This window comes from Cutibacterium nasicola (genome assembly GCF_051303185.1).
Classification (GTDB): Bacteria; Actinomycetota; Actinomycetes; order Propionibacteriales; family Propionibacteriaceae; genus Cutibacterium.
Genome location: NZ_JBPPGE010000006.1, coordinates 139,633 through 158,125, shown reverse-complemented (window position 1 = coordinate 158,125; position 18,493 = coordinate 139,633). Strand labels below are relative to the sequence as shown.

The 18,493-nt window shown below is 62.7% G+C and carries 14 protein-coding genes; 6 read left to right on the top strand and 8 right to left on the bottom strand.

What is annotated here, in order from left to right; genetic code table 11:
* The first annotated feature begins 54 nt into the window (after window positions 1-54).
* The 6 genes from ACSJJT_RS10780 to cydC all read left to right on the top strand — a co-directional run bounded on the left by ACSJJT_RS10780 (window position 55) and on the right by cydC (window position 9,951).
* Window positions 55-1,791, top strand: a complete 1,737-nt coding sequence (locus ACSJJT_RS10780; protein WP_435918270.1) for an ABC transporter ATP-binding protein — start codon at window positions 55-57, stop codon at window positions 1,789-1,791.
* Window positions 1,788-3,785, top strand: a complete 1,998-nt coding sequence (locus tag ACSJJT_RS10775) for an ABC transporter ATP-binding protein (protein WP_435918269.1) — start codon at window positions 1,788-1,790, stop codon at window positions 3,783-3,785. Before ACSJJT_RS10780 ends, ACSJJT_RS10775 begins: the two co-directional genes overlap by 4 nt.
* A 316-nt stretch (window positions 3,786-4,101) precedes the next feature.
* Window positions 4,102-5,619, top strand: coding sequence for a cytochrome ubiquinol oxidase subunit I (locus tag ACSJJT_RS10770; protein WP_435918268.1), 1,518 nt, complete (start codon window positions 4,102-4,104; stop codon window positions 5,617-5,619).
* Window positions 5,620-5,632: 13 nt separating this feature from the next.
* Window positions 5,633-6,706 carry a cytochrome d ubiquinol oxidase subunit II gene (gene cydB / locus ACSJJT_RS10765; RefSeq protein WP_435918267.1) on the top strand — a complete coding sequence of 358 codons (1,074 nt, stop codon included), beginning with the start codon at window positions 5,633-5,635 and terminating at the stop codon, window positions 6,704-6,706.
* A gap of 75 nt (window positions 6,707-6,781) precedes the next feature.
* On the top strand, window positions 6,782-8,350 hold the full coding sequence (cydD, locus tag ACSJJT_RS10760; RefSeq protein ID WP_435918317.1) for a thiol reductant ABC exporter subunit CydD: 1,569 nt from the start codon (window positions 6,782-6,784) through the stop codon (window positions 8,348-8,350).
* Complete coding sequence (cydC, locus tag ACSJJT_RS10755) at window positions 8,347-9,951, top strand: thiol reductant ABC exporter subunit CydC (protein WP_435918266.1); 1,605 nt, start codon at window positions 8,347-8,349, stop codon at window positions 9,949-9,951. Before cydD ends, cydC begins: the two co-directional genes overlap by 4 nt.
* A gap of 319 nt (window positions 9,952-10,270) precedes the next feature.
* On the opposite strand, the gene ACSJJT_RS10750 is transcribed toward cydC, so the two are convergent.
* The 8 genes from ACSJJT_RS10750 to ACSJJT_RS10715 form a co-directional block, all read right to left on the bottom strand.
* Window positions 10,271-10,861, bottom strand: coding sequence for a hypothetical protein (locus ACSJJT_RS10750; RefSeq protein WP_202726555.1), 591 nt, complete (start codon window positions 10,859-10,861; stop codon window positions 10,271-10,273).
* Entirely contained in the window at window positions 10,858-12,096 is a 1,239-nt protein-coding gene (locus ACSJJT_RS10745; protein WP_435918265.1) for a DUF7224 domain-containing protein, read from the bottom strand. Before ACSJJT_RS10745 ends, ACSJJT_RS10750 begins: the two co-directional genes overlap by 4 nt.
* Window positions 12,093-12,809, bottom strand: a complete 717-nt coding sequence (locus ACSJJT_RS10740) for an ATP-binding cassette domain-containing protein (RefSeq protein ID WP_353663606.1) — start codon at window positions 12,807-12,809, stop codon at window positions 12,093-12,095. The genes ACSJJT_RS10745 and ACSJJT_RS10740 overlap by 4 nt, the downstream gene beginning before the upstream one ends.
* Window positions 12,810-13,390: 581 nt before the next feature.
* Window positions 13,391-14,071 carry a LutC/YkgG family protein gene (locus tag ACSJJT_RS10735; protein WP_353663361.1) on the bottom strand — a complete coding sequence of 227 codons (681 nt, stop codon included), beginning with the start codon at window positions 14,069-14,071 and terminating at the stop codon, window positions 13,391-13,393.
* Window positions 14,068-15,603 carry a LutB/LldF family L-lactate oxidation iron-sulfur protein gene (locus ACSJJT_RS10730; RefSeq protein ID WP_435918264.1) on the bottom strand — a complete coding sequence of 512 codons (1,536 nt, stop codon included), beginning with the start codon at window positions 15,601-15,603 and terminating at the stop codon, window positions 14,068-14,070. The genes ACSJJT_RS10735 and ACSJJT_RS10730 overlap by 4 nt, the downstream gene beginning before the upstream one ends.
* Before the next feature lie 3 nt (window positions 15,604-15,606).
* On the bottom strand, window positions 15,607-16,413 hold the full coding sequence (locus ACSJJT_RS10725; RefSeq protein ID WP_435918263.1) for a (Fe-S)-binding protein: 807 nt from the start codon (window positions 16,411-16,413) through the stop codon (window positions 15,607-15,609).
* A gap of 42 nt (window positions 16,414-16,455) precedes the next feature.
* The gene (locus ACSJJT_RS10720; RefSeq protein WP_435918262.1) at window positions 16,456-18,144 is read right to left on the bottom strand and encodes an L-lactate permease; all 1,689 of its coding nucleotides are present in this window, start codon (window positions 18,142-18,144) and stop codon (window positions 16,456-16,458) included.
* A 119-nt stretch (window positions 18,145-18,263) separates the two neighbouring features.
* Window positions 18,264-18,413, bottom strand: a complete 150-nt coding sequence (locus ACSJJT_RS10715; protein ID WP_435918261.1) for a hypothetical protein — start codon at window positions 18,411-18,413, stop codon at window positions 18,264-18,266.
* Window positions 18,414-18,493: the final 80 nt, after the last annotated feature.

Sequence of the window (18,493 nt, the reverse complement as noted above, 5' to 3'; positions counted from 1 at the left end):
CGCTCGGCAGATCCTCTCACGCCGGTTGCACATGTCACTATCCGAGGAGCACTCGTGCTGACACAACTTGTGGCCCGGCATCTACGGCCCTATCGCCTGCAGGTGACCGTCATCGTCGTGGCGCAAGTCTGCGCCCAGATCGCCGCGCTGACCCTCCCGACGATCAACGCTGACATCATTAACAAGGGCGTCGTCCGCGTCGACACCGGCTACGTCACCTCGCATTCCCTCCTCATGCTGGCCGTCGCCCTGGGACAGACGATCTGCCAGGTCATCGCAGTCTTCCTGGCCGCCCAGGTCGCCATGGGAATGGGACGCGACATCCGCGACGCCGTCTTCACCCGCACCCTCGACTTTTCCGCCCGCGAGGTCAACCAGTTCGGGGCGCCGTCCCTCATCACCCGCACCACGAACGACGTCCAGCAGGTGCAGATGCTGGTCTTCATGACCCTGGCCATCCTCATCGGGGCGCCGATCATGATGGTCGTCGGTGTCGTCATGGCGATCCGGGCCGAGGTCCACCTGTCGTGGATCATCGCCGTAGCCGTCGTGCTGCTGGGCATCGGCGCGGGGCTCATCGTCTCCCGCATGGGTCCGCTGTTCAAGCGCCAGCAGAAACGCATCGACGACCTCAACCGCGTCGTCCGCGAGCAGATCACCGGCATCCGCGTGGTGCGAGCCTTCGCCCGGGAGCGCCATGAGGCGGTCCGCTTCGAGGCCACCAACTCCTCCCTGCGCGACATCCAGGTCAGCGTCGGACGAACCATGGCCGCGATGTTCCCGCTCGTCATGCTCATCATGAACCTGTCCCAGATTGCGGTGTTCTGGTTTGCAGCAGCACGGATTGACAGCGGGCAGACCGAAGTCGGCGTCCTGGCCTCATTCACCACATACCTCATGCAGATTCTCATCAGCGTCATGATGGCGGTCATGCTCGTCGTCATGTGGCCACGCGCCTCGGTGTGCGCCACCCGCATCGAGGAAGTACTGCACACCTCGTCGTCGCTCACCATCGACCCCGAACCCGTGACGACCCTGCCTGATGATCCAACCCTGTTGGAGCTGCGGGACGTCACATTCAGCTACCCCGGCGCCAGCGAGCCGGTTCTCCACGACATTTCCTTCACCGTGGACAGGGGCACGACCACGGCCATCATCGGATCGACCGGGTCGGGGAAGTCGACCCTGGTCAACCTCATCCCCAGACTCGTCGACGTGACGAGTGGCCACGTATGCATCAACGGGACCGACGTCCGCCGTTATGACCTTGAAACCTTGTGGGGTTGCATCGCAATGGTGCCGCAGCGTCCCTACCTCTTCAGCGGCACGGTGGCGTCAAACCTGCGTGACGGCCGCTCCGACGCCACCGACGAGGATCTCTGGAACGCGTTGCGCATCGCCCAGTCCGACGACTTCGTCTCCCGGATGGACGGAGAGTTGGACGCCACCATCTCCCAGGGCGGCACCAACGTTTCCGGCGGACAGCGACAGCGACTGTCCATCGCCCGAGCTCTGGTCAAAGCCCCCGAGATCTACGTGTTCGACGACTCCTTCAGCGCCCTCGACGTCGCCACCGATACCCGACTACGGGCCTCCCTGGAGGCCCATCAGGGCGATGCCGCAATGCTCATCGTCGCCCAGCGGGTCTCAACAATCCGCAATGCCGACCAGATCCTCGTCCTCGATGCCGGACGCATCGTCGGCAAGGGAACCCATGACGAGCTCATCGAGTCCTGCCCGACCTACGTCGAGATCGTCGACTCCCAGCTCTCCATCGAGGAGGCGGCATGAGCGGCAGGGTCGAGAAGGCTCCCACCCGCAATGACCATGCCGAGATCGCGCGAGCCTCGTCACGACGCGGCCCAGGCGGGGGCCGGGTCGCCGAGAAACCCATCTCCTTCGGCCCGTCCCTCAAGCGACTGCTCGGCCAGCTCAAGCCTCATCGCCTCGTCCTGACGATCGTCGTCATCATGGCTACGGTCTCGGTGACGTTCAACGTCATGGGTCCCAAGATCCTGGGGCGCGCCACCGACGTCATCTTCGGCGGGATCGTCGGAAAACAGCTGGGCGCACACGTCCCGCAAGCGCGCGGCATGCCGGCTGGTGAGTTCATCGACACACTCGGCAAGACCGGCCAGGGTGGGGATCGTGGAAAGATCATCACCCTGCTGCAGCAGTATCCCGACGTCGTCATCGGTTCCGGCATCGACTTCCACCGACTCGGCGTCATCATGGCCTGGGCGCTCGGCCTGTATGCCTGCGCCGCCCTGCTGATGTTCCTGCAGGGATTCCTGCTCAACACCGCCATCCAGCGTTCCATGCACGACCTGCGCCGTCAGGTCAGTTCCAAGTTGGAGAGGCTGCCGCTGTCCTACTTCGACGGTCAGCCCCACGGCGAGCTCATGAGCCGGATGACCAACGACATCGACAACGTCTCGCAGACCTTGCTGCAGACCCTCCAGCAGCTCCTCAACGCCCTGCTGACCGTCATCGGGGTGTTGATCATGATGTTCTGGATCTCCCCGTTGCTGGCAGTCGTCTCCCTGGTCATCATCCCGATTGCCGGAGTCATCGCGGGAGCCATTGGCAAGGAGGCCCAGGAACAGTTCGCCCAGATGTGGAAGGCCACCGGAGAGCTCAACTCCCACGTGGAAGAGGCGTATTCAGGCCACGCCCTGGTCAAGACCTTTGGCCGTACCCAAGCCGTCGCCCACGAATTCCACGAGCGCAACGAGGAGCTGCGTCAAGCCACCGCCAAGGCCCACTTCATCTCCGGGTTCATCCAGCCGGTGATGTTCCTGCTCGGCAACGCCAACTACGCCGTCATCGTGCTCATCGGCTGTCTGCGCGTGGCCAAGGGCCAGATGCCGCTGGGCAATGTTCAGGCCTTCGTCCAATACTCCCGAATGTTCACCCAGCCGATCACCCAAATTGCGTCCATGGCAAATCTGTTGCAATCCGGGGTCGCCTCCGCGGAGCGGGTGTTCCAGGTCCTCGATGCTGACGAATTGTCCACAGAGGCCGACGGTGGCCTTCCCGCCACCGAGGGACGAGTCGTCTTCGACCACGTGCGCTTCTCCTACAGCCCTGACAAACCCCTCATCACCGACCTCTCGCTGGTCGCCGAGCCGGGCCAGACGGTGGCGATCGTCGGTCCCACCGGTGCCGGCAAGACGACACTGGTCAACCTGCTCATGCGGTTCTACGAGATCGACGACGGGGCCATCACCCTCGACGGCGTCGACATCTCCACGGTCCCCCGCGGCGAACTGCGCTCCCGGATCGGCATGGTGCTGCAGGAGGCCTGGCTGTTCAGCGGGACGATCCACGACAACATCGCCTATGGTCGCCCGGAGGCATCCGAGGGAGAGGTCCTTGATGCCGCGCAAGCTGCGCACGTCGACCACTTCGTCCACACCCTTCCCGACGGCTATGACACCGTCATTGATGAAGACGGATCCAATGTGTCGGAGGGGCAAAAGCAGCTCATCACCATTGCGAGGGCGTTCCTTGCCGCCCCGGACTTGCTCATCCTTGACGAAGCGACGAGTTCGGTGGACACCCGAACCGAGATGCTCGTCCAAGAAGCCATGGGGCACCTGCGCAACGGGCGTACCAGCTTCGTCATCGCCCACCGCCTCTCCACGATCCGGGACGCCGACCTCATCCTCGTCATGGAGCACGGCGACATCGTCGAACAGGGAACCCACACTGAGTTGCTGGAGCGCAAAGGCCACTATCACGACCTCTACCAGGCGCAGTTCGACGCAGCCGCTGCCGAATGAGATGCCAACCCCGATCCCAGGAACGGGTCCTGCGGTGGATCAGGTGTCCACAGGGGGCACAGCGTCCGGCCGGCCCCAGCCGACCGTGGGTGGGCGGCTCGATGGCCTTCCCCCACGATCACCTTCCTGTGCCTGTTCTTCATCACCGCAGTCATCCATGCGGCCTCACACATGGCAAGCGGGGCGGGAAACGGTACATGCCTCCGGCCTCGCCACGCCGCTGTCGGCAGACGTTGGTGCACGATTTTTCATCCGTTTTGACGCAACACGACCCAGAATGCCCAAACCGGTACTGACGACTAGTAGGGTGCGCGCCATGGATGCCCAACTGATCGCCCGATGGCAATTCGGGATCACGACGGTCTACCACTTCTTCTTCGTCCCGATCACGATCGCGCTATCGATGCTCGTGGCCGTGATGCAGACGGTGTGGCTTAAGACCCGCAACGACCGTTACCTTCGTCTCACCAAGTTCTACGGCAAGCTCTTCCTCATCAACTTCGCCCTTGGCGTCGTCACCGGAATCGTGCAGGAGTTCCAGTTCGGCATGAACTGGTCGGAGTACTCGCGATTCGTCGGTGACATCTTCGGCGCTCCGCTGGCCCTCGAAGCCTTGGTGGCCTTCTTCATGGAGTCGACCTTCATCGGCTTGTGGATTTTCGGCTGGGAAAAGCTCCCCAAGGGAGTCCACCTGGCCTGCATCTACCTGACCGCCATCGGCACCATGATCTCTGCGGTGTTCATCCTGGCGGCCAACTCGTGGATGCAGAACCCCGTCGGGGCCAGCTACAACCCCACAACCCACCGGGCCGAGTTGACCGATTTCGGTGCTGTCCTCGCCAATCCGGTTTTCAAGTCGACCTTCCTTCATCAGATGTCAGCCTCCTACCTGGTCGCTGGAGCTCTCATCGCTGGAATCGCCTTCTGGCATCTGTCCAAGGTGGCCCGTGGACGTGCCACCTCCCAGATCTCTGACAGCGAAGAAGTCGAGACCGTACGTACCTGGCGTTGGGCCTCAAAGTTCGGCGCCTGGGTGCTCATCGTCGCCTGCGTCGGCATCGTGCTCAGCGGCGACTACCAGGGCAAGGTCATGACCGACACTCAGCCGATGAAGATGGCCGCCGCCGAAGGTGCCTTCGAAAACACCTCGGACTTCTCCGTCCTCACCATCGGCAACCGGGACGGCTCCGAAGAGGTGTGGGCCATCAAGATCCCCGGTATGCTCGGATTCCTCAGCACCGGCACGTGGGGCGAGGACATCAAGGGTGTCAACGAGCTCAAGAACTACCAGGTTCACGAGTACACCTACCACCGCAGGGACAATTCGCAGACCTCTCTGCAGGCCTCCTACCAGGACGTGCTGCGCCAGAAGATCGACGCCAATGGCATCAAGCTCGATCCGAACGTCCCGGTCTCCTACTGGACCTTCCGCATCATGATCACCCTTGGCATGATCGGTGGCCTCGTCGGCCTCATCATGCTCATCGCGATGCGCGGTGACCGCAACCCGAAGCCCCACGGCTGGCTGACCTTCGTCATGATCTGCCTGCCGCTGCTACCGCTGTTCGGTAACTCCTTCGGCTGGATCTTCTCCGAGATGGGACGGCAACCCTGGCTCGTCGCCGGCGTACTACCCACCACGGCGGGAGTCTCACCAGGTGTCAGCGCCAGTAGCGTGCTCTTCTCGACCATCGCCTACACCGTGGTGTACGGCATCCTGGCTGTCGTCGAGGTGAGCCTGTTCTGGAAGACCCTCAAGAAGGGTCTGCCCGAACTGCCAAGTCGTCAGCCTGCTGTCGAGGACGAGGACACCGCGGTGTCCTTCGCATACTGAGGAGGTCACCGATATGCTTCCTGTGCTTGAAACTGCTGCTCACTCGCCCCTGACGATCGTCTGGTTCATCCTCATCACCGTCCTGTGGGTTGGGTTCTTCTTCCTCGAAGGCTTCGACTTCGGTGTCGCCATGCTGCTTCCCTTCCTGGGACGCGATGACAAGGACCGTCGCCTCATGGTCAACACCATCGGCCCGACCTGGGACGGCAACGAGGTGTGGCTGCTCACCGCTGGTGGCGCCACCTTCGCGGCCTTCCCCGGCTGGTACGCCACGATGTTCTCCGGCCTCTACCTGCCGCTGCTGCTGGTGCTACTCGGCCTCATCATCCGTGGTGTTTCCTTCGAGTACCGCTCGAAGCACCCGTCCTCGAGGTGGCGCAACACCTTCGACTGGATGGCCACCATCGGATCCTTCCTGCCCACCTTGGTGCTCGGCGTCGGCTTCGCGAACTTCGTACGTGGCCTGGCCGTCGGCCCGCACCAGACTCCTGACGGTGGCGTCGCCCCGCTGGTGACGACCTCGTTCTGGGGCCTGTTCACCCCGTTCGCCCTCATCGGCGGCATCCTGTTCGTGGTGCTCTTCTGCGCCCACGGCGCCAACTTCATCGCCCTGAAGACGCTGGGTGACATGCATGACCGGGCTCGTAAGACCTCGGCCAAGCTGGGGTGGATCGCCACCGCCGTCGCCCTGGTATGGGCCCTGATGTTCAACATCATGTACGTCACCACGGATGGTCGCCAGGTACTCACCTGGATCCTCTGCCTGCTCGTCGTCGCGCTGCTGGCCGCTGGTTCTGCAGTCGTCGCGAAGGGGCGCGAGGGCCTGGCCTTCCTGTGCACCGGGCTGGGCATCGCCCTCATGATCGTTGCCTGCATGATCGCCATGTACGGCAACCTTGGGTACCGCCCGTCGGGGATCCCCTTCGACATGTGGATCGCCTCATCGACCCCCTACACCCTGAAGATCATGACGATCAGCGCCTGCGTCTTCGTGCCGATCGTGCTGGCCTACCAGATCTGGAGCTACTGGGTGTTCCGCAAGCGCCTCACCCGAGACGCCATCCCGGACGCCGCGGTGGCTGTCTGATCCGTGGCAGCTCCGCTGGACCCGCGCCTGGTTCGCCGGGCGCGGGCCACTCTCCCCTTCCTTGCGGGTCTGTGCGTGGTCGGTGTGGCTACGGCCCTGCTCATCCTCACGCAGGCCTGGTTGTTGTCCCGCGGCATCTCGTCGGTCTTCGCCACCCATCGCCTCGACGGCGTGGCAATCTGGTGCGGACTGCTTGCGGCGGTGTTCTGTGGTCGAGCTTGCCTCGCCTGGCTGCAAGAATCCCTGGCTCATCGAGCTTCAGCGTCAGTCAAGTCGCAATTGCGGCGCGACATCCTGCAAGCCAGGTTGTCGCGTCCCACCGACGCGACGATGCCATCGGGAACCCTCATCAGCCTGGTGACAACAGGTCTGGACGCCCTCGACGGCTACTACTCGAAGTACCTTCCGCAGCTTGTACTGGCCGTCATCGTTCCGGTGGTGTTGGCCACCGCCATCGGCTTCCAAGACATCACGAGCCTCATCATCGTCGTCGTGACGATCCCGCTCATCCCCGTTTTCATGGCCCTCATTGGCTGGCGCACTGAGGCGGCCGTAGCGAAACGGTTCAAGGTAGCCACCCGACTCGCCAACCACTTCGCTGATCTGGTCGCTGGGCTGCCGACTCTGCAGGTCTTCGGACGAGCCCACGCCCAGCTCGAGGGTCTGCGCCGCACCGAGGCGGCCAACCGCGGCGAGACGATGCGCACCCTGCGCATCAGTTTCCTGTCCTCCTTCGTCCTCGAGTTGCTGGCAACCCTGTCGGTGGCCTTGGTGGCCGTCACCGTCGGTTTCCGGGTGGCCGCCGGTGGCATGGACCTGCGCACGTCCCTCTTCATCCTCATCCTCGCCCCCGAGGTCTTTCTCCCAGTGCGGCAGGTGGGCGCCCTCTTCCACGACGCCGCCGACGGCATGGCCGCTGCCGAGGTGTCCTTCGGTCTCATCGAGTCGGGACGACCGATGGATTTTGGCAGCGACGTCGACATGCCCTCACCGAGGGATGTTCCGGTGGTCGTCAGTGGGTTGACTCACACCTACGAGGGCGCCGATCGCCCGGCGCCGGATGGGTTGTCCCTGCGGATTGATCCAGGGAACCTCGTCGCCCTGGCCGGACACTCCGGTGGTGGCAAGACGACCGCCCTGTCATGCCTGTTGGGATTCATCGACCCCGATTCCGGGTCGATCCTCGTCGGTGACCACGAGCTCGTCGGGGCCGACGAGTCCGTCTGGCAGGCGTGGCGTCGTCAGTTGGCCTATGTGCCCCAGGCTCCCGCGATGATGGCCGGGACGGTGGCGCAGAATGTGCAGCTGGGATACCCAGGGGCCCCCGACGCTGTGCTTCGCGATGCCCTGAATCGTTGTGGTGCCGTGTCCATCCCGCTGGACAAGCGGGTTGACGACGACGCCGAGGGTTTGTCGGCCGGCGAGCGACGTCGCGTCGCCCTGGCACGTGCCTTGGTCAGAGTCGAACAGGCCAGGGCCGGTTTGCTGGTCCTCGACGAGCCAACCGCAGGTCTCGATGCCACCACCGAGGCCACGGTCCTTGACGCGGTGCGAGCCTCGGGAGCGTCAGTGCTCGTCGTGACCCATCGTCGCAACATCATCGCGGCAGCTGACGTGGTCGTCGACCTGGAGGTGCTGGCATGAACGCGCGAACCACTCAGTTGCTCAAGACTCTGTTGCAGGATGTCCCGCGAGGTCGCTGGCTACTCGTCCTATCGACCCTGCTCGCCGCATGTGCATCCGGGGCGTCGGTGGCCCTCATGGGTGTGTCAGCGTGGTTGCTGTCTCGAGCCGCAGAGATGCCACCAGTGCTATACCTGGAGGCCGCAGCCGTCGGGGTGCGATTCTTCGGCATCTCCCGCGGTGTCTTCCGCTACGCCGAACGTCTGGTAGGCCACGACCTGGCTCTGCGGATGCAGGGGGCATTGCGGATGCGGGTCTACGACCGGCTTTCACGTACCACCCTGCTGGGACGTCGCCGGGGTGACCTGCTAGTGCGGGTTACTGCCGACGTCGACGCGGTGTTGGACATGGTCGTGCGGGTGATCGTTCCGGCGTGCGCGTCAAGTCTCGTCATCATTGGCACGACGGTCCTGCTGGCCCGGTTCTCATTGGCTTCGGCTGCGGTCCTACTGCTGTCGGCCCTACTGGCGGCCGTCGTCATGCCGGCGATCACCCAACGCCTGTCCCGGGCTGCCGACTCCTCCTTGGTGCCGCTGCGTGGTCAGTTGGCCGACCGCACTCGCGAGTTGGCCCATTGCGCCCCTGATCTGGTGGCTTACGGAGCTCAGGACGCGATCCTGGCCGATGTATTGGAGGTCGATTCCCGGTTGCGCACCGCCGAGCAACGAGCGGCATGGGGACGAGGTCTCGGCACCGCAGGTCAGATCCTGGCAGCCGGATTAGCAGTCGTCTCGGCCCTATGGATCGGTGGCAATGCGGTTGCCGACGGGCGTATCGGTGGGCGAATCCTGGCTGTGCTGGTGCTGACCCCACTGGCCCTCCACGAGGTGTTCGGAGCGTTCACGGGGGCCGCCCAGACTCATACCCGTGCCAAGGCAGCACTACTGCGGGTCGTCGAGGTGTTGGACGCCCCGCAAGTCGGGACAGGAGACTCCCCCACCGCCGGGGCATCTGAGGAGGAGCCCTCCCTCGTCATCGACGGATTGACGGTCGGGTGGCCGGGTGGCCACCCCGTGCTGTCCGATGTGAATCTGACGGTTGCTACCGGGGAATCGGTGGCCGTCGTCGGGCGGTCGGGTATCGGCAAGACGACCCTCGCCGCAACCATCATGGGACTCATCCCGCCGCTGGCCGGTTCCGTGACGACGACCGGACGGGTGCGATACCTGGCCCAGAACGCTCATGTCTTCGCGACCTCGATCAGCGAGAACGTGCGCATCGGGTGCAGGGACGCCACCGAGTCGGAGGTCGTCACGGCCTTGGGCCGAGCCGGATTGACCATCCCGCCGGAAAGGGTCGTGGCCGAAGACGGCGGAACCTTGTCCGGTGGCGAGGCACAAAGGCTCGCCTTGGCTAGGGTGCTCGTCAACCACGACACATCCGAAGACCCTTCGGCCCATGATGTCCTCATCCTCGACGAACCGAGTGAGCACCTCGACGTCGAGACGGCCACCGTCATCATGGATGACCTGTGGGCGTCCACCCCCAAAGCCGCCAAACTTGTCATCACCCACGATCCCGCTGTCATGGCCCGGTGTGACCGAGTGTGGCACATCAGGTGACGGCGCTGGTCCAGCCGTCCGCATCCTCGTCACAGGCCACGCCACCCCGCCAGCCAACCGTGCCCACCGAGGCGCCGCGTTATCCCCGACCCCTGCCGTGGAAATCCGGTGCACAAAACCCAGCATTACCACCTTAACTGGCATGAGACCCAATTCCCTACCGATTTACCACACACGTCGGTTGCCAAGTCCAAATGCCAGTGGCACGAGCGTCGCAGCAGCCGATGACTAGTCAGCAACGACAGATCAGCATCGGTTTTCTGCGACACGATCCGCCGTCAAGAAAACAACTCACAGGGTGACCCGACCCCACGGCTGCTCAATCGGCATCCGCGCCGAAATGTTGCCGAACTCTCCGAGTCGGAATCACGAGGGCAAGCACCCCGAGGACAACCGAGGAAATAATCCATCCCTGGCTCACGCATCCCGATGGACTAGACACTGACCAGTTCCACCAGGTTTCGCCGTCGTAGCTGCGACCCACTAGGAGGCCAACGAAGAAATACGCGATGGAAGGCAGTGAGGCCAGACTGCGCGGCATCCAGCGGGCCGCGACCATCGTGATGCCAAGGAGTATCGGAACATCGCGAACAACACTGGCATTTCCTGGCCCGCCGAGGAGCCCCAGCAGCATGATCGCTGACATCGCTACCCCCAAGCTGGCGTCAAGAATCCCCGTGCCACGCAAGGATCTGTCCTCGACAGTCAGATCAGCCCGAGCAAGACCGACAGCGTAGATAATCGCAAGTACCAGGCCGAACACGTTGTTCAACACCATCACCGCACTGATACTGCCGAAAATGGGAGGCACGGCCACCTCCCCCGGGTCAGTGAGAGTACACACCGTCGCGAGGACACCGGTCACGGCAAGCTGGAATCCCGCCATCCGATTGCGGAACCAGTACCTCACCGAGGACACCCACGCAGGTATTCCTGCATCTTCCGTATTGCACTGGCTTGAACCGCGGCGTCCTTGGTCCGCATTTGTGTGGCCCAAGCAGAATCATCTGCCGCTACCCCCGCCTGCGTAACCTCAACGCCAGCCGCATGCGCCACTTGCCGCAGCCACGCGTCAATACGACCGCTGTACTGGATGATCTCGATGGGCCGAGTCCCCTCGTCATCTGGGGTCGAGCAGAACGGGCTTCCCGTAGCTGCCGCGAGGCGGGTAACGACTTCCGACTCTCCCGTCATCCCTGAGGCAACACTGAGGTCGACGACGTTCGTGCGTCCTGGAAGGGCCTGCTCGGAATACACATCCGGGAGAGTTATTCCGGCACGCCTCCAGATTGGAAATACACGCTTGGCGCTTGCCTCGATCGTCGTCCGCTCAGATTCGTGCTCCGGGAGTAGACACAGGTCGATGCCCACGTCGTCTACCGCGTGGCACTTCACGGCAGTTTCACGCGCAAGGGTCGGAAAGGCGTTGAGACCTCTGACCTGGACGGCGCCGGCGACGAACCCCATGACGAGGGCCAACACTCCCAGGCACAGAACCAGCCAGCGTCCACGCCGTGCCACCCGGGCCGATGCAGCGATGACACCTCCGACCAGAAGACCAAGCTGAACAGCCAGGGTTCCTGTCACGACGACCGGATTCAGTGTCTGCGTGATGGTGCAGCAGCTCATCCACGTGCCAGTGAGGTGACGGAGCCAGTAAATCGACATCCCAGGCGGAAAGATCATCCACGCGACGGGTATCGCCAGAGCCAATGGCGCGGCCACGGCAACGGGCAGCCAGATCCCCAACGCGACCCCGACAATCGTCCAGGACCACACCGACAACAGGGTCACGCCGAGGATGGCCCACCCCAAAGGATGGGAGGCAAATCCATGCTTGACCATGAAGATCACCGTCAGCACGGTAGTTACTGCCGCCGAAGCTACTATGGGCCCCGCCAACACACGCCACCACGGCCTCACTCGGTTACCCGTAAGGGCAACAGCTTTAAGTCGTCTACCCTCCAAAGCACCCGCAAAAGCACATAGCCCATTGGCGACCATGACCCTGGCCGTGTCCTGAACCATCTGGGCAAGCCAGTACGGCTCGCTAGAAGCATTCTGGTCGACCATGATGAACACGAGCGCGACGAGAGGTGCCAGCCAGATCCCAGGCGCAGTTCGCAGTCGTGTCGTAAACCTCATTCGCCGGTCACCAGTCCCAGATAAGCCGCCTCAGCACGATGCTGCGAATCCTCCGGTGCGAGATCGAGGAACTCGTGAGGAGTCCCATCAAAGACAACGCGCCCCGAGAACAGGACAATCACCCTGTCGTACCCGTCAGCGAGATCATCAACCTGATGAGTTGAGACGACGGTGACCCGGTCATCTGGAATTCGCTCAAGAACCTCACGAAAACGCATTCGCTGAGCCGGGTCGAGCCCAGCAGTCGGCTCATCGAGCAGCAATACTTCTGGCTGTCCAACGAGGACCTGAGCCAAGCCCACCCGGCGCAACTGGCCACCCGAGATCTGGGAGGAGCGCTCGTCGGCCTTCTCCATCAGATCGACGTCTTCAATCACCCGCTCAGCCTTGACGGAAGCCTCACGAACGCTCAATCCCCTGAGCCACCCGCAGTACGTCACCTGCTCGCGCACTGTCAGTCCCGGCATGGGCCGGACGGCCTGGCCCATGAATCCCACGCGCCGACGCAACGTCCGAGACGAAGCCTCACCGGTTCCCAACGTGATCTTCCCTGACTGAGGCACCGTGACTCCCGAACACAGCGCAAACAGGGTGGACTTACCCGCCCCATTAGGACCAAGCAATGCCGTCCTACCCGGCGTGAACTCGGTATTCACACCATGCAAGACTTCATGATTTCTCCGGTAGGAGAAAGAGACGTCACCGATGATCATGGCCACTAATTGTCAGTACTTAATGCGGAAGTCGTTGACCGAGACCGAAGCTTTCCCCCCGATACCGCGGATGACCACATGGTAGTCACCCTTGACTTGACGTCCCCAGTACAGCGATCCCGTCTTTGAGCATGGCAGCGTCTTAGTACCCAACTTAGCATCAGGACGCCACGAATACTCATGCATGAGCTCATAGCTCACTGATTTGGCGTTGCACTTGGAATAGTGTGAAACGCTAGTTGAGACTCCATCAGAATCGCCGTCCCACCAGCTTCGAGTCTCAAATCCCACTCTCCCATTCGATATGTGGCTGTTGATACTGCCTTCGGCGAATGCCGGAACTGCCACAGATGCAGCTACAACGAGACCCGCAGCAACTGCCGCTACTCTGGAAGTTTGCTTCGAAAGAAGCATCATAATCTCCTTTGAGTACTTGGGTTTCACCGGTGTGAAACAACCCTAGCCAAACCTTACCACTCGTCCCCTACTCCTGTCACGGAGCGCCATGAGATTCGAAGAATCGACTGAGCTATGTTTTGGCTCTCTGCTCAATCCAGTGGAAGTAATTGACGGCTACACCATTACTGATCGTCCACGACGATGACGTAGAGCTGACGGGGCCCATGGACACCATCGACACGTGCCAACTCGATGTCGGAGGTTGCCGAGCCACCGGAGATGAAGGTCAACGGATGGCCCTCGTGGACCGCCGGCTTGACGATCTGGATGGCCTCGGGAACATCAGAAACCACCTGACTGGCCTTGATGACACACACGTGGCGGTCCGGGACGAGGGTGATGGCTCGACGCCCCTGGTCCTCGACATGAGTCAGGACGATCGAACCAGTGTCGGCGATGCCGGCTGCCGAGGCAGTGACGACGGCGTCGGTGCCGTTGAGCTCCTGCTTGGACAGCTGAGGATCGTCAACGCGAACGTCAAGACCGGCACCCTCGATCGCCTCGACCCAAGACTTGTCCAGCCCGACCGACACGACTGCGCTGTGCTCGGCCCCGGTGGCCTTGAGCCCCTCAACAACGGCCTTGGGAACATCAGCCCCCTTGACTCGCACCACGGTGGCCTTGTAGTCGATGACCTTCTCGACGAAGGTACCGACGACGTCATCCATCTCGATACCGGTGCCGTACTCCCAGTCGATCGGCACATCGGCGACCGGATCGGACGTGGTGATGTCCGAGCTGGCGCGACGAATCCGGGCAAGGATCTCGGTACGCGCCACCGGATCAGTGCTGATGGTGGTCATCGCTTTTCCTCCCTGTTCTTCTTCCACCAGGTGCGGAACGTGTCGGTCGGTGGCGCGTCGACGTCGCGGTACTTCAGCCACCGCTCAGCCACCGGCACCGGAACCGGTCCCATCTTCTTGCCACGCAGGACACGTCCCACACCGCGCGAGCCAACCTGGATCGCCTCGAAGTGCTTGTAGTCACTGAACGCCCACGACGCGGTCTTCATAAGACCCATCTCACCGGCGACCTCGTAGTCCTGCGGGATCCTGTCGGCCTTCTCGGACTCGACGGCCTTGTTGCGCAGCTCAAGGAGGATGTCGGTGAAGGGGATCTTCACCGGGCAGACCTCGTTGCAGGCGCCACACAGGGAACAGGCGTACGGCAGGCCCCGGTCAACCGGGTGCTCGACGCCACGCAGCTGCGGGTTGAGCACAGTACCAATCGGTCCGGGGTACACCGAGCCGTAGGCGTGACCGCCGGCACGCTCGTAGACCGGGCAGATGTTGATGCAGGAGGCACACCGGATGCACCGCAGCACCTCACGACCAAGCGTGTCGGCCAGGACGTCGGTACGACCGTTGTCGAGGAAGATGACGTGCTGCTCCTGCGGGCCATCACCCTCGGTCACGCCGCTCCACACCGAGTTGTACGGGTTCATCCGCTCACCGGTGGCCGAGCGCGGCAGCAGCTTGAGAAAGACTTCAAGATCGTCAAAGCTCGGCAGCACCTTCTCGATGCCGACGATGGACACCAAGGTGTCGGGCAGGGTCAGGCACATCCGGCCATTGCCCTCAGATTCGACGATCACCAGCGAACCGGTATCGGCGAGCACGAAGTTGCCACCCGAAACCGCCATTTCGGCGCGCAGGAACTTCTCGCGCAGATGCAGACGAGCAGCATTGGCCAACTCCGGCGGGTTCTCCGAGATGTCCTCGGGGGCGGGACGACCGTAGTTCTTCATCTCATGAAGGAAGATCTCGCGGACTTCGGCACGGTTGCGGTGGATGGCCGGCACCACGATGTGGGAGGGACGGTCGTGTCCGAGCTGCACGATGAGCTCGGCCAGGTCGGTCTCCCAAGCCGCGATGCCCTGCTCCTCGAGGTACTCGTTGAGGTCAGTCTCCTGGCTGGTGATCGACTTGATCTTGACGACCTCGTCAACCCCCTTGTCCTTGGCGATCTGCGCAACGATGCGGTTCGCCTCCTCACCATCGCGGGCCCAGTGAACGTGGACGCCGTTGGCAGTGAGGTTCTTCTCCGCCTCGACCAGATAGTGATCCAGGTGCCGGCCGACACGATTCTTGATGGCCTCGGCGGCATTACGCAGATCCTCCCAGTCCGGGGACTCGGAGACACGCATGGCACGCTTGTTGCGAATCGTCGTAGTGGCATTACGCATGTTCTTGCGCTGCACCGACAGGTTCAGCTCATTCTTGACGGCCTTCGAGAACTTCGGCATACCCATGTACGAACCAGGCTTGTCGGGGGCCGGAGTGAGCCGGGCGACGCCGTGGTTTCCATAGGTGACGCGACGCAATTCGGTACTCATGAGTCAGTCCTCCTCAGTATTGGCGAGGATTTCAGCGATGTGAATCGGTTTGACGCCCGAGTTCTGACGCGACAGCACACCACCAATATTCATGAGGCAGGAGTTGTCGCCGGCGACGACGTACTCAGCCCCCGTCTCACGAACGTGACGGGCCTTGTCGTTGGCCATTGCCGCGCTCATGTCGGGGTTCTTGATGCAGAACGTTCCGCCGAATCCGCAGCACTGCTCGGCCATCGGTAGGTCGACCAGGGTCATGCCGCGGACGTTCTTGAGCAACTCGTAGGGACGATCCCCCAGCTTGAGCAGACGCTTGCCGTGGCAGGACGGGTGGTACGTCACTCGGTGTGGGAAGTACGCCCCGACGTCGGTGACGCCGAGGATGTCGACGAGGAACTCCGGCAGGTCATAGGTGATCTGGCTGGTGTGCTCGACCTCCTTGAGCAGTCCGGAATCACCAGCGTACTCGGCGAGCATCGGGTGCTGATCACGGACGGCGGCGACACAGGATCCGGACGGAGCAACCACGTAGTCGTAGCCCCCGAAGGCCCGCACGTACTGTCGGACGGTGGGAACACCCTCGTCGAAGTATCCGGTGTTGGTCGTCATCTGGCCGCAGCACGTCTGCTCACGCGGGAACTCGACCTTGCAGCCCAGACGCTCCAGCAGAGTGGTGACGGCCACGCCGGTCTGGGGGAACATCACGTCATTGATGCACGTGATGAACAGCCCGACGGTCATGCCCGCCCCCGGCAAGCCGGGCGAGGCGGCCCTGGTACCAGGGCTCGTAGTGGTTGTCATGGTGACCTCCATTGATGAGGAACGGATGCCAGGCGGTGTCAACCGTCAGCAGAATCAGGGAACCATCCATCCGAGCACCGGGGTCGACATGAGGCCGACGAGGATGCACATCAGGATGAGCAGGATGATCGAGAACTTGAAGACCTTGCGGAGGATGATCGACTCGCCGCCAGCCAGGCCAATCGCGGTGGCCGCGATGGTCAGCGACTGCGGGGAGATCATCTTACCGACGACACCACCGGAGGCACCGGCGCCGACCAGCAGGTGCCGCATACCCTCGACACCGAGGTGAGATCCGGCACCGACCTGCTGACCGACGCTGCTCTGCAGGCCGGAGAACAGGATGTTGGCGGAGGTGTCAGATCCGGTGACGTAGGTACCGATCCAGCCAAGGATCGGGGCGAGGAACGGGTAGACCGCACCAGCGCCAGCAATGAACATACCAAGGGCCAGCGTCTGGCCGGAGTCACCCATGACATAGGCGAGGGCGACTACCAGACCGATGGTCAGCATCGAGAACTTCATCTTCTTGGCGTTGACCCACAGCTCCGTGAAGACGTCGGGGAGGGACACCTTGTAGATGAGGCCGACGAGAATGGCAACGATGGCCAGCAGGAAACCCGGCTGGGACAGCCACTGCCAGGTGTAGGACTGGTGGGCCGCGGCCTTGCCACCGGTGGTCATGAGGCCGGCCAGGCCAGGCCAGGCCATCTTGGTGTCGGCGGCCTTCAGGCCCTCCTTGACGGCCGGGATGGCAGCGATACCGAAGACCACGATGACGAGGATGTAGGGCACCAGGGCCATGAAGATACGGTTGCCGGTGAGGTCGGAGGTGTCGACCTCCTGAGCCTGCACGAGCTCGGTCTCAATGGCCGGGTCCATCGGGATGCCGATGCGCTCGGCGGCTTCACGGCCACCCTTCGGCTTCCAGACCTTGAGGAAGAGCAGGGAGAGGGCGACGGTGACGACGGCGGCGAAGATCTCGGTCAGGTTGTAGACCGGGGTACCACCGACGATGATCTTGGTGACGCCGAAGACGATGCCGACGAACAGACCGAACGGCCAGCACTCACGCACACCCTTGCGACCGTCCATGATGGCCAGCATGAGGAAGGGGACTACGAGGCAGAGGACGGCACAAATCCGAGCGGTCACCGGGGCGACCATCGAGACGTCCAGACCACCGGTCTTGGCAGCCATGAGCACCGGCAGACCGACAGCGCCGAAGGCCACCGGGACAGTGTTGGCGACCAAGGCGGTGACGGCACCGCGGAGCTTGCCGAAGCCAATGGCGATCAACATGGCAGCCGCGATGGCGACCGGGGCGCCAAATCCAGCGAGAGCCTCGAGCAGACCGCCGAAGCAGAAGGCGATGAGGATGCCGAGGACGCGCGGGTCGTCACTGATGAGGAAGAAAGTGCGACGCAGGTCGTCGAAACGCCCGGAGATGACCGTCACCTGGTACATCCAGATGGCGCCCAGCAGAATCCACGAGATCGGGAACAGACCGTAGAGGAATCCCTGGATGCTCGAGGAGAATGCCATGCCGATCGGCATGTGGAATGCGGTGACTGCCACGATGAGGGCGATGCCCCACGAGAAGAGGCCAGCCAGATGCGCTTTCCAGCGCAGCGCGCCAAGGGTGATGAGCATGGCCAGCACTGGCAGCACGGCGAGGAGGGCCGAGAGCCACTGTGCCCCCAGCGGGTTGGCCGATGGGGTGAAGGTCTGGAGAAGAACCATCGAAGAACTCCGTTGTTCAACCATTGCCTCCGGTCGGCGAACCGTTGGCAATATCGGGCCAATTTGGTCCGACCAATAGTACGGTAGGACCATTACTTACAAACGTCAAGAACTTCCTTTCATTTGATGAACGGACGGTCAGCCATCTGTGCAAAAAATAAGGTTTGCCTAAATTCAAGACCCATTCCAAGGTCCTCTTTGAGCACCCACTCCTCCTCACGACGTTGCTGGCCATACGATGCATGTTCGGTGACGATGAAGCGACTCACTGACGAGGATCCCAGCCATGACACAGACCCGCGACACGCAAGCCAACCAGCCAGGCGCACATCCCGGACACTGGGCGTCA

Coding starts and splice junctions, on each gene's coding strand:
- ACSJJT_RS10745 (WP_435918265.1), bottom strand. CDS start 12,096: ATGAGGTTTACGACACGACTGCGAACTGCGCCTGGGATCTGGCTGGCA.
- ACSJJT_RS10720 (WP_435918262.1), bottom strand. CDS start 18,144: ATGGTTCTTCTCCAGACCTTCACCCCATCGGCCAACCCGCTGGGGGCA.
- cydC (WP_435918266.1), top strand. CDS start 8,347: ATGAACGCGCGAACCACTCAGTTGCTCAAGACTCTGTTGCAGGATGTC.
- ACSJJT_RS10730 (WP_435918264.1), bottom strand. CDS start 15,603: ATGAGTACCGAATTGCGTCGCGTCACCTATGGAAACCACGGCGTCGCC.
- cydB (WP_435918267.1), top strand. CDS start 5,633: ATGCTTCCTGTGCTTGAAACTGCTGCTCACTCGCCCCTGACGATCGTC.
- ACSJJT_RS10740 (WP_353663606.1), bottom strand. CDS start 12,809: ATGATCATCGGTGACGTCTCTTTCTCCTACCGGAGAAATCATGAAGTC.
- ACSJJT_RS10725 (WP_435918263.1), bottom strand. CDS start 16,413: ATGGAGGTCACCATGACAACCACTACGAGCCCTGGTACCAGGGCCGCC.
- ACSJJT_RS10735 (WP_353663361.1), bottom strand. CDS start 14,071: ATGACCACCATCAGCACTGATCCGGTGGCGCGTACCGAGATCCTTGCC.
- ACSJJT_RS10770 (WP_435918268.1), top strand. CDS start 4,102: ATGGATGCCCAACTGATCGCCCGATGGCAATTCGGGATCACGACGGTC.
- ACSJJT_RS10775 (WP_435918269.1), top strand. CDS start 1,788: ATGAGCGGCAGGGTCGAGAAGGCTCCCACCCGCAATGACCATGCCGAG.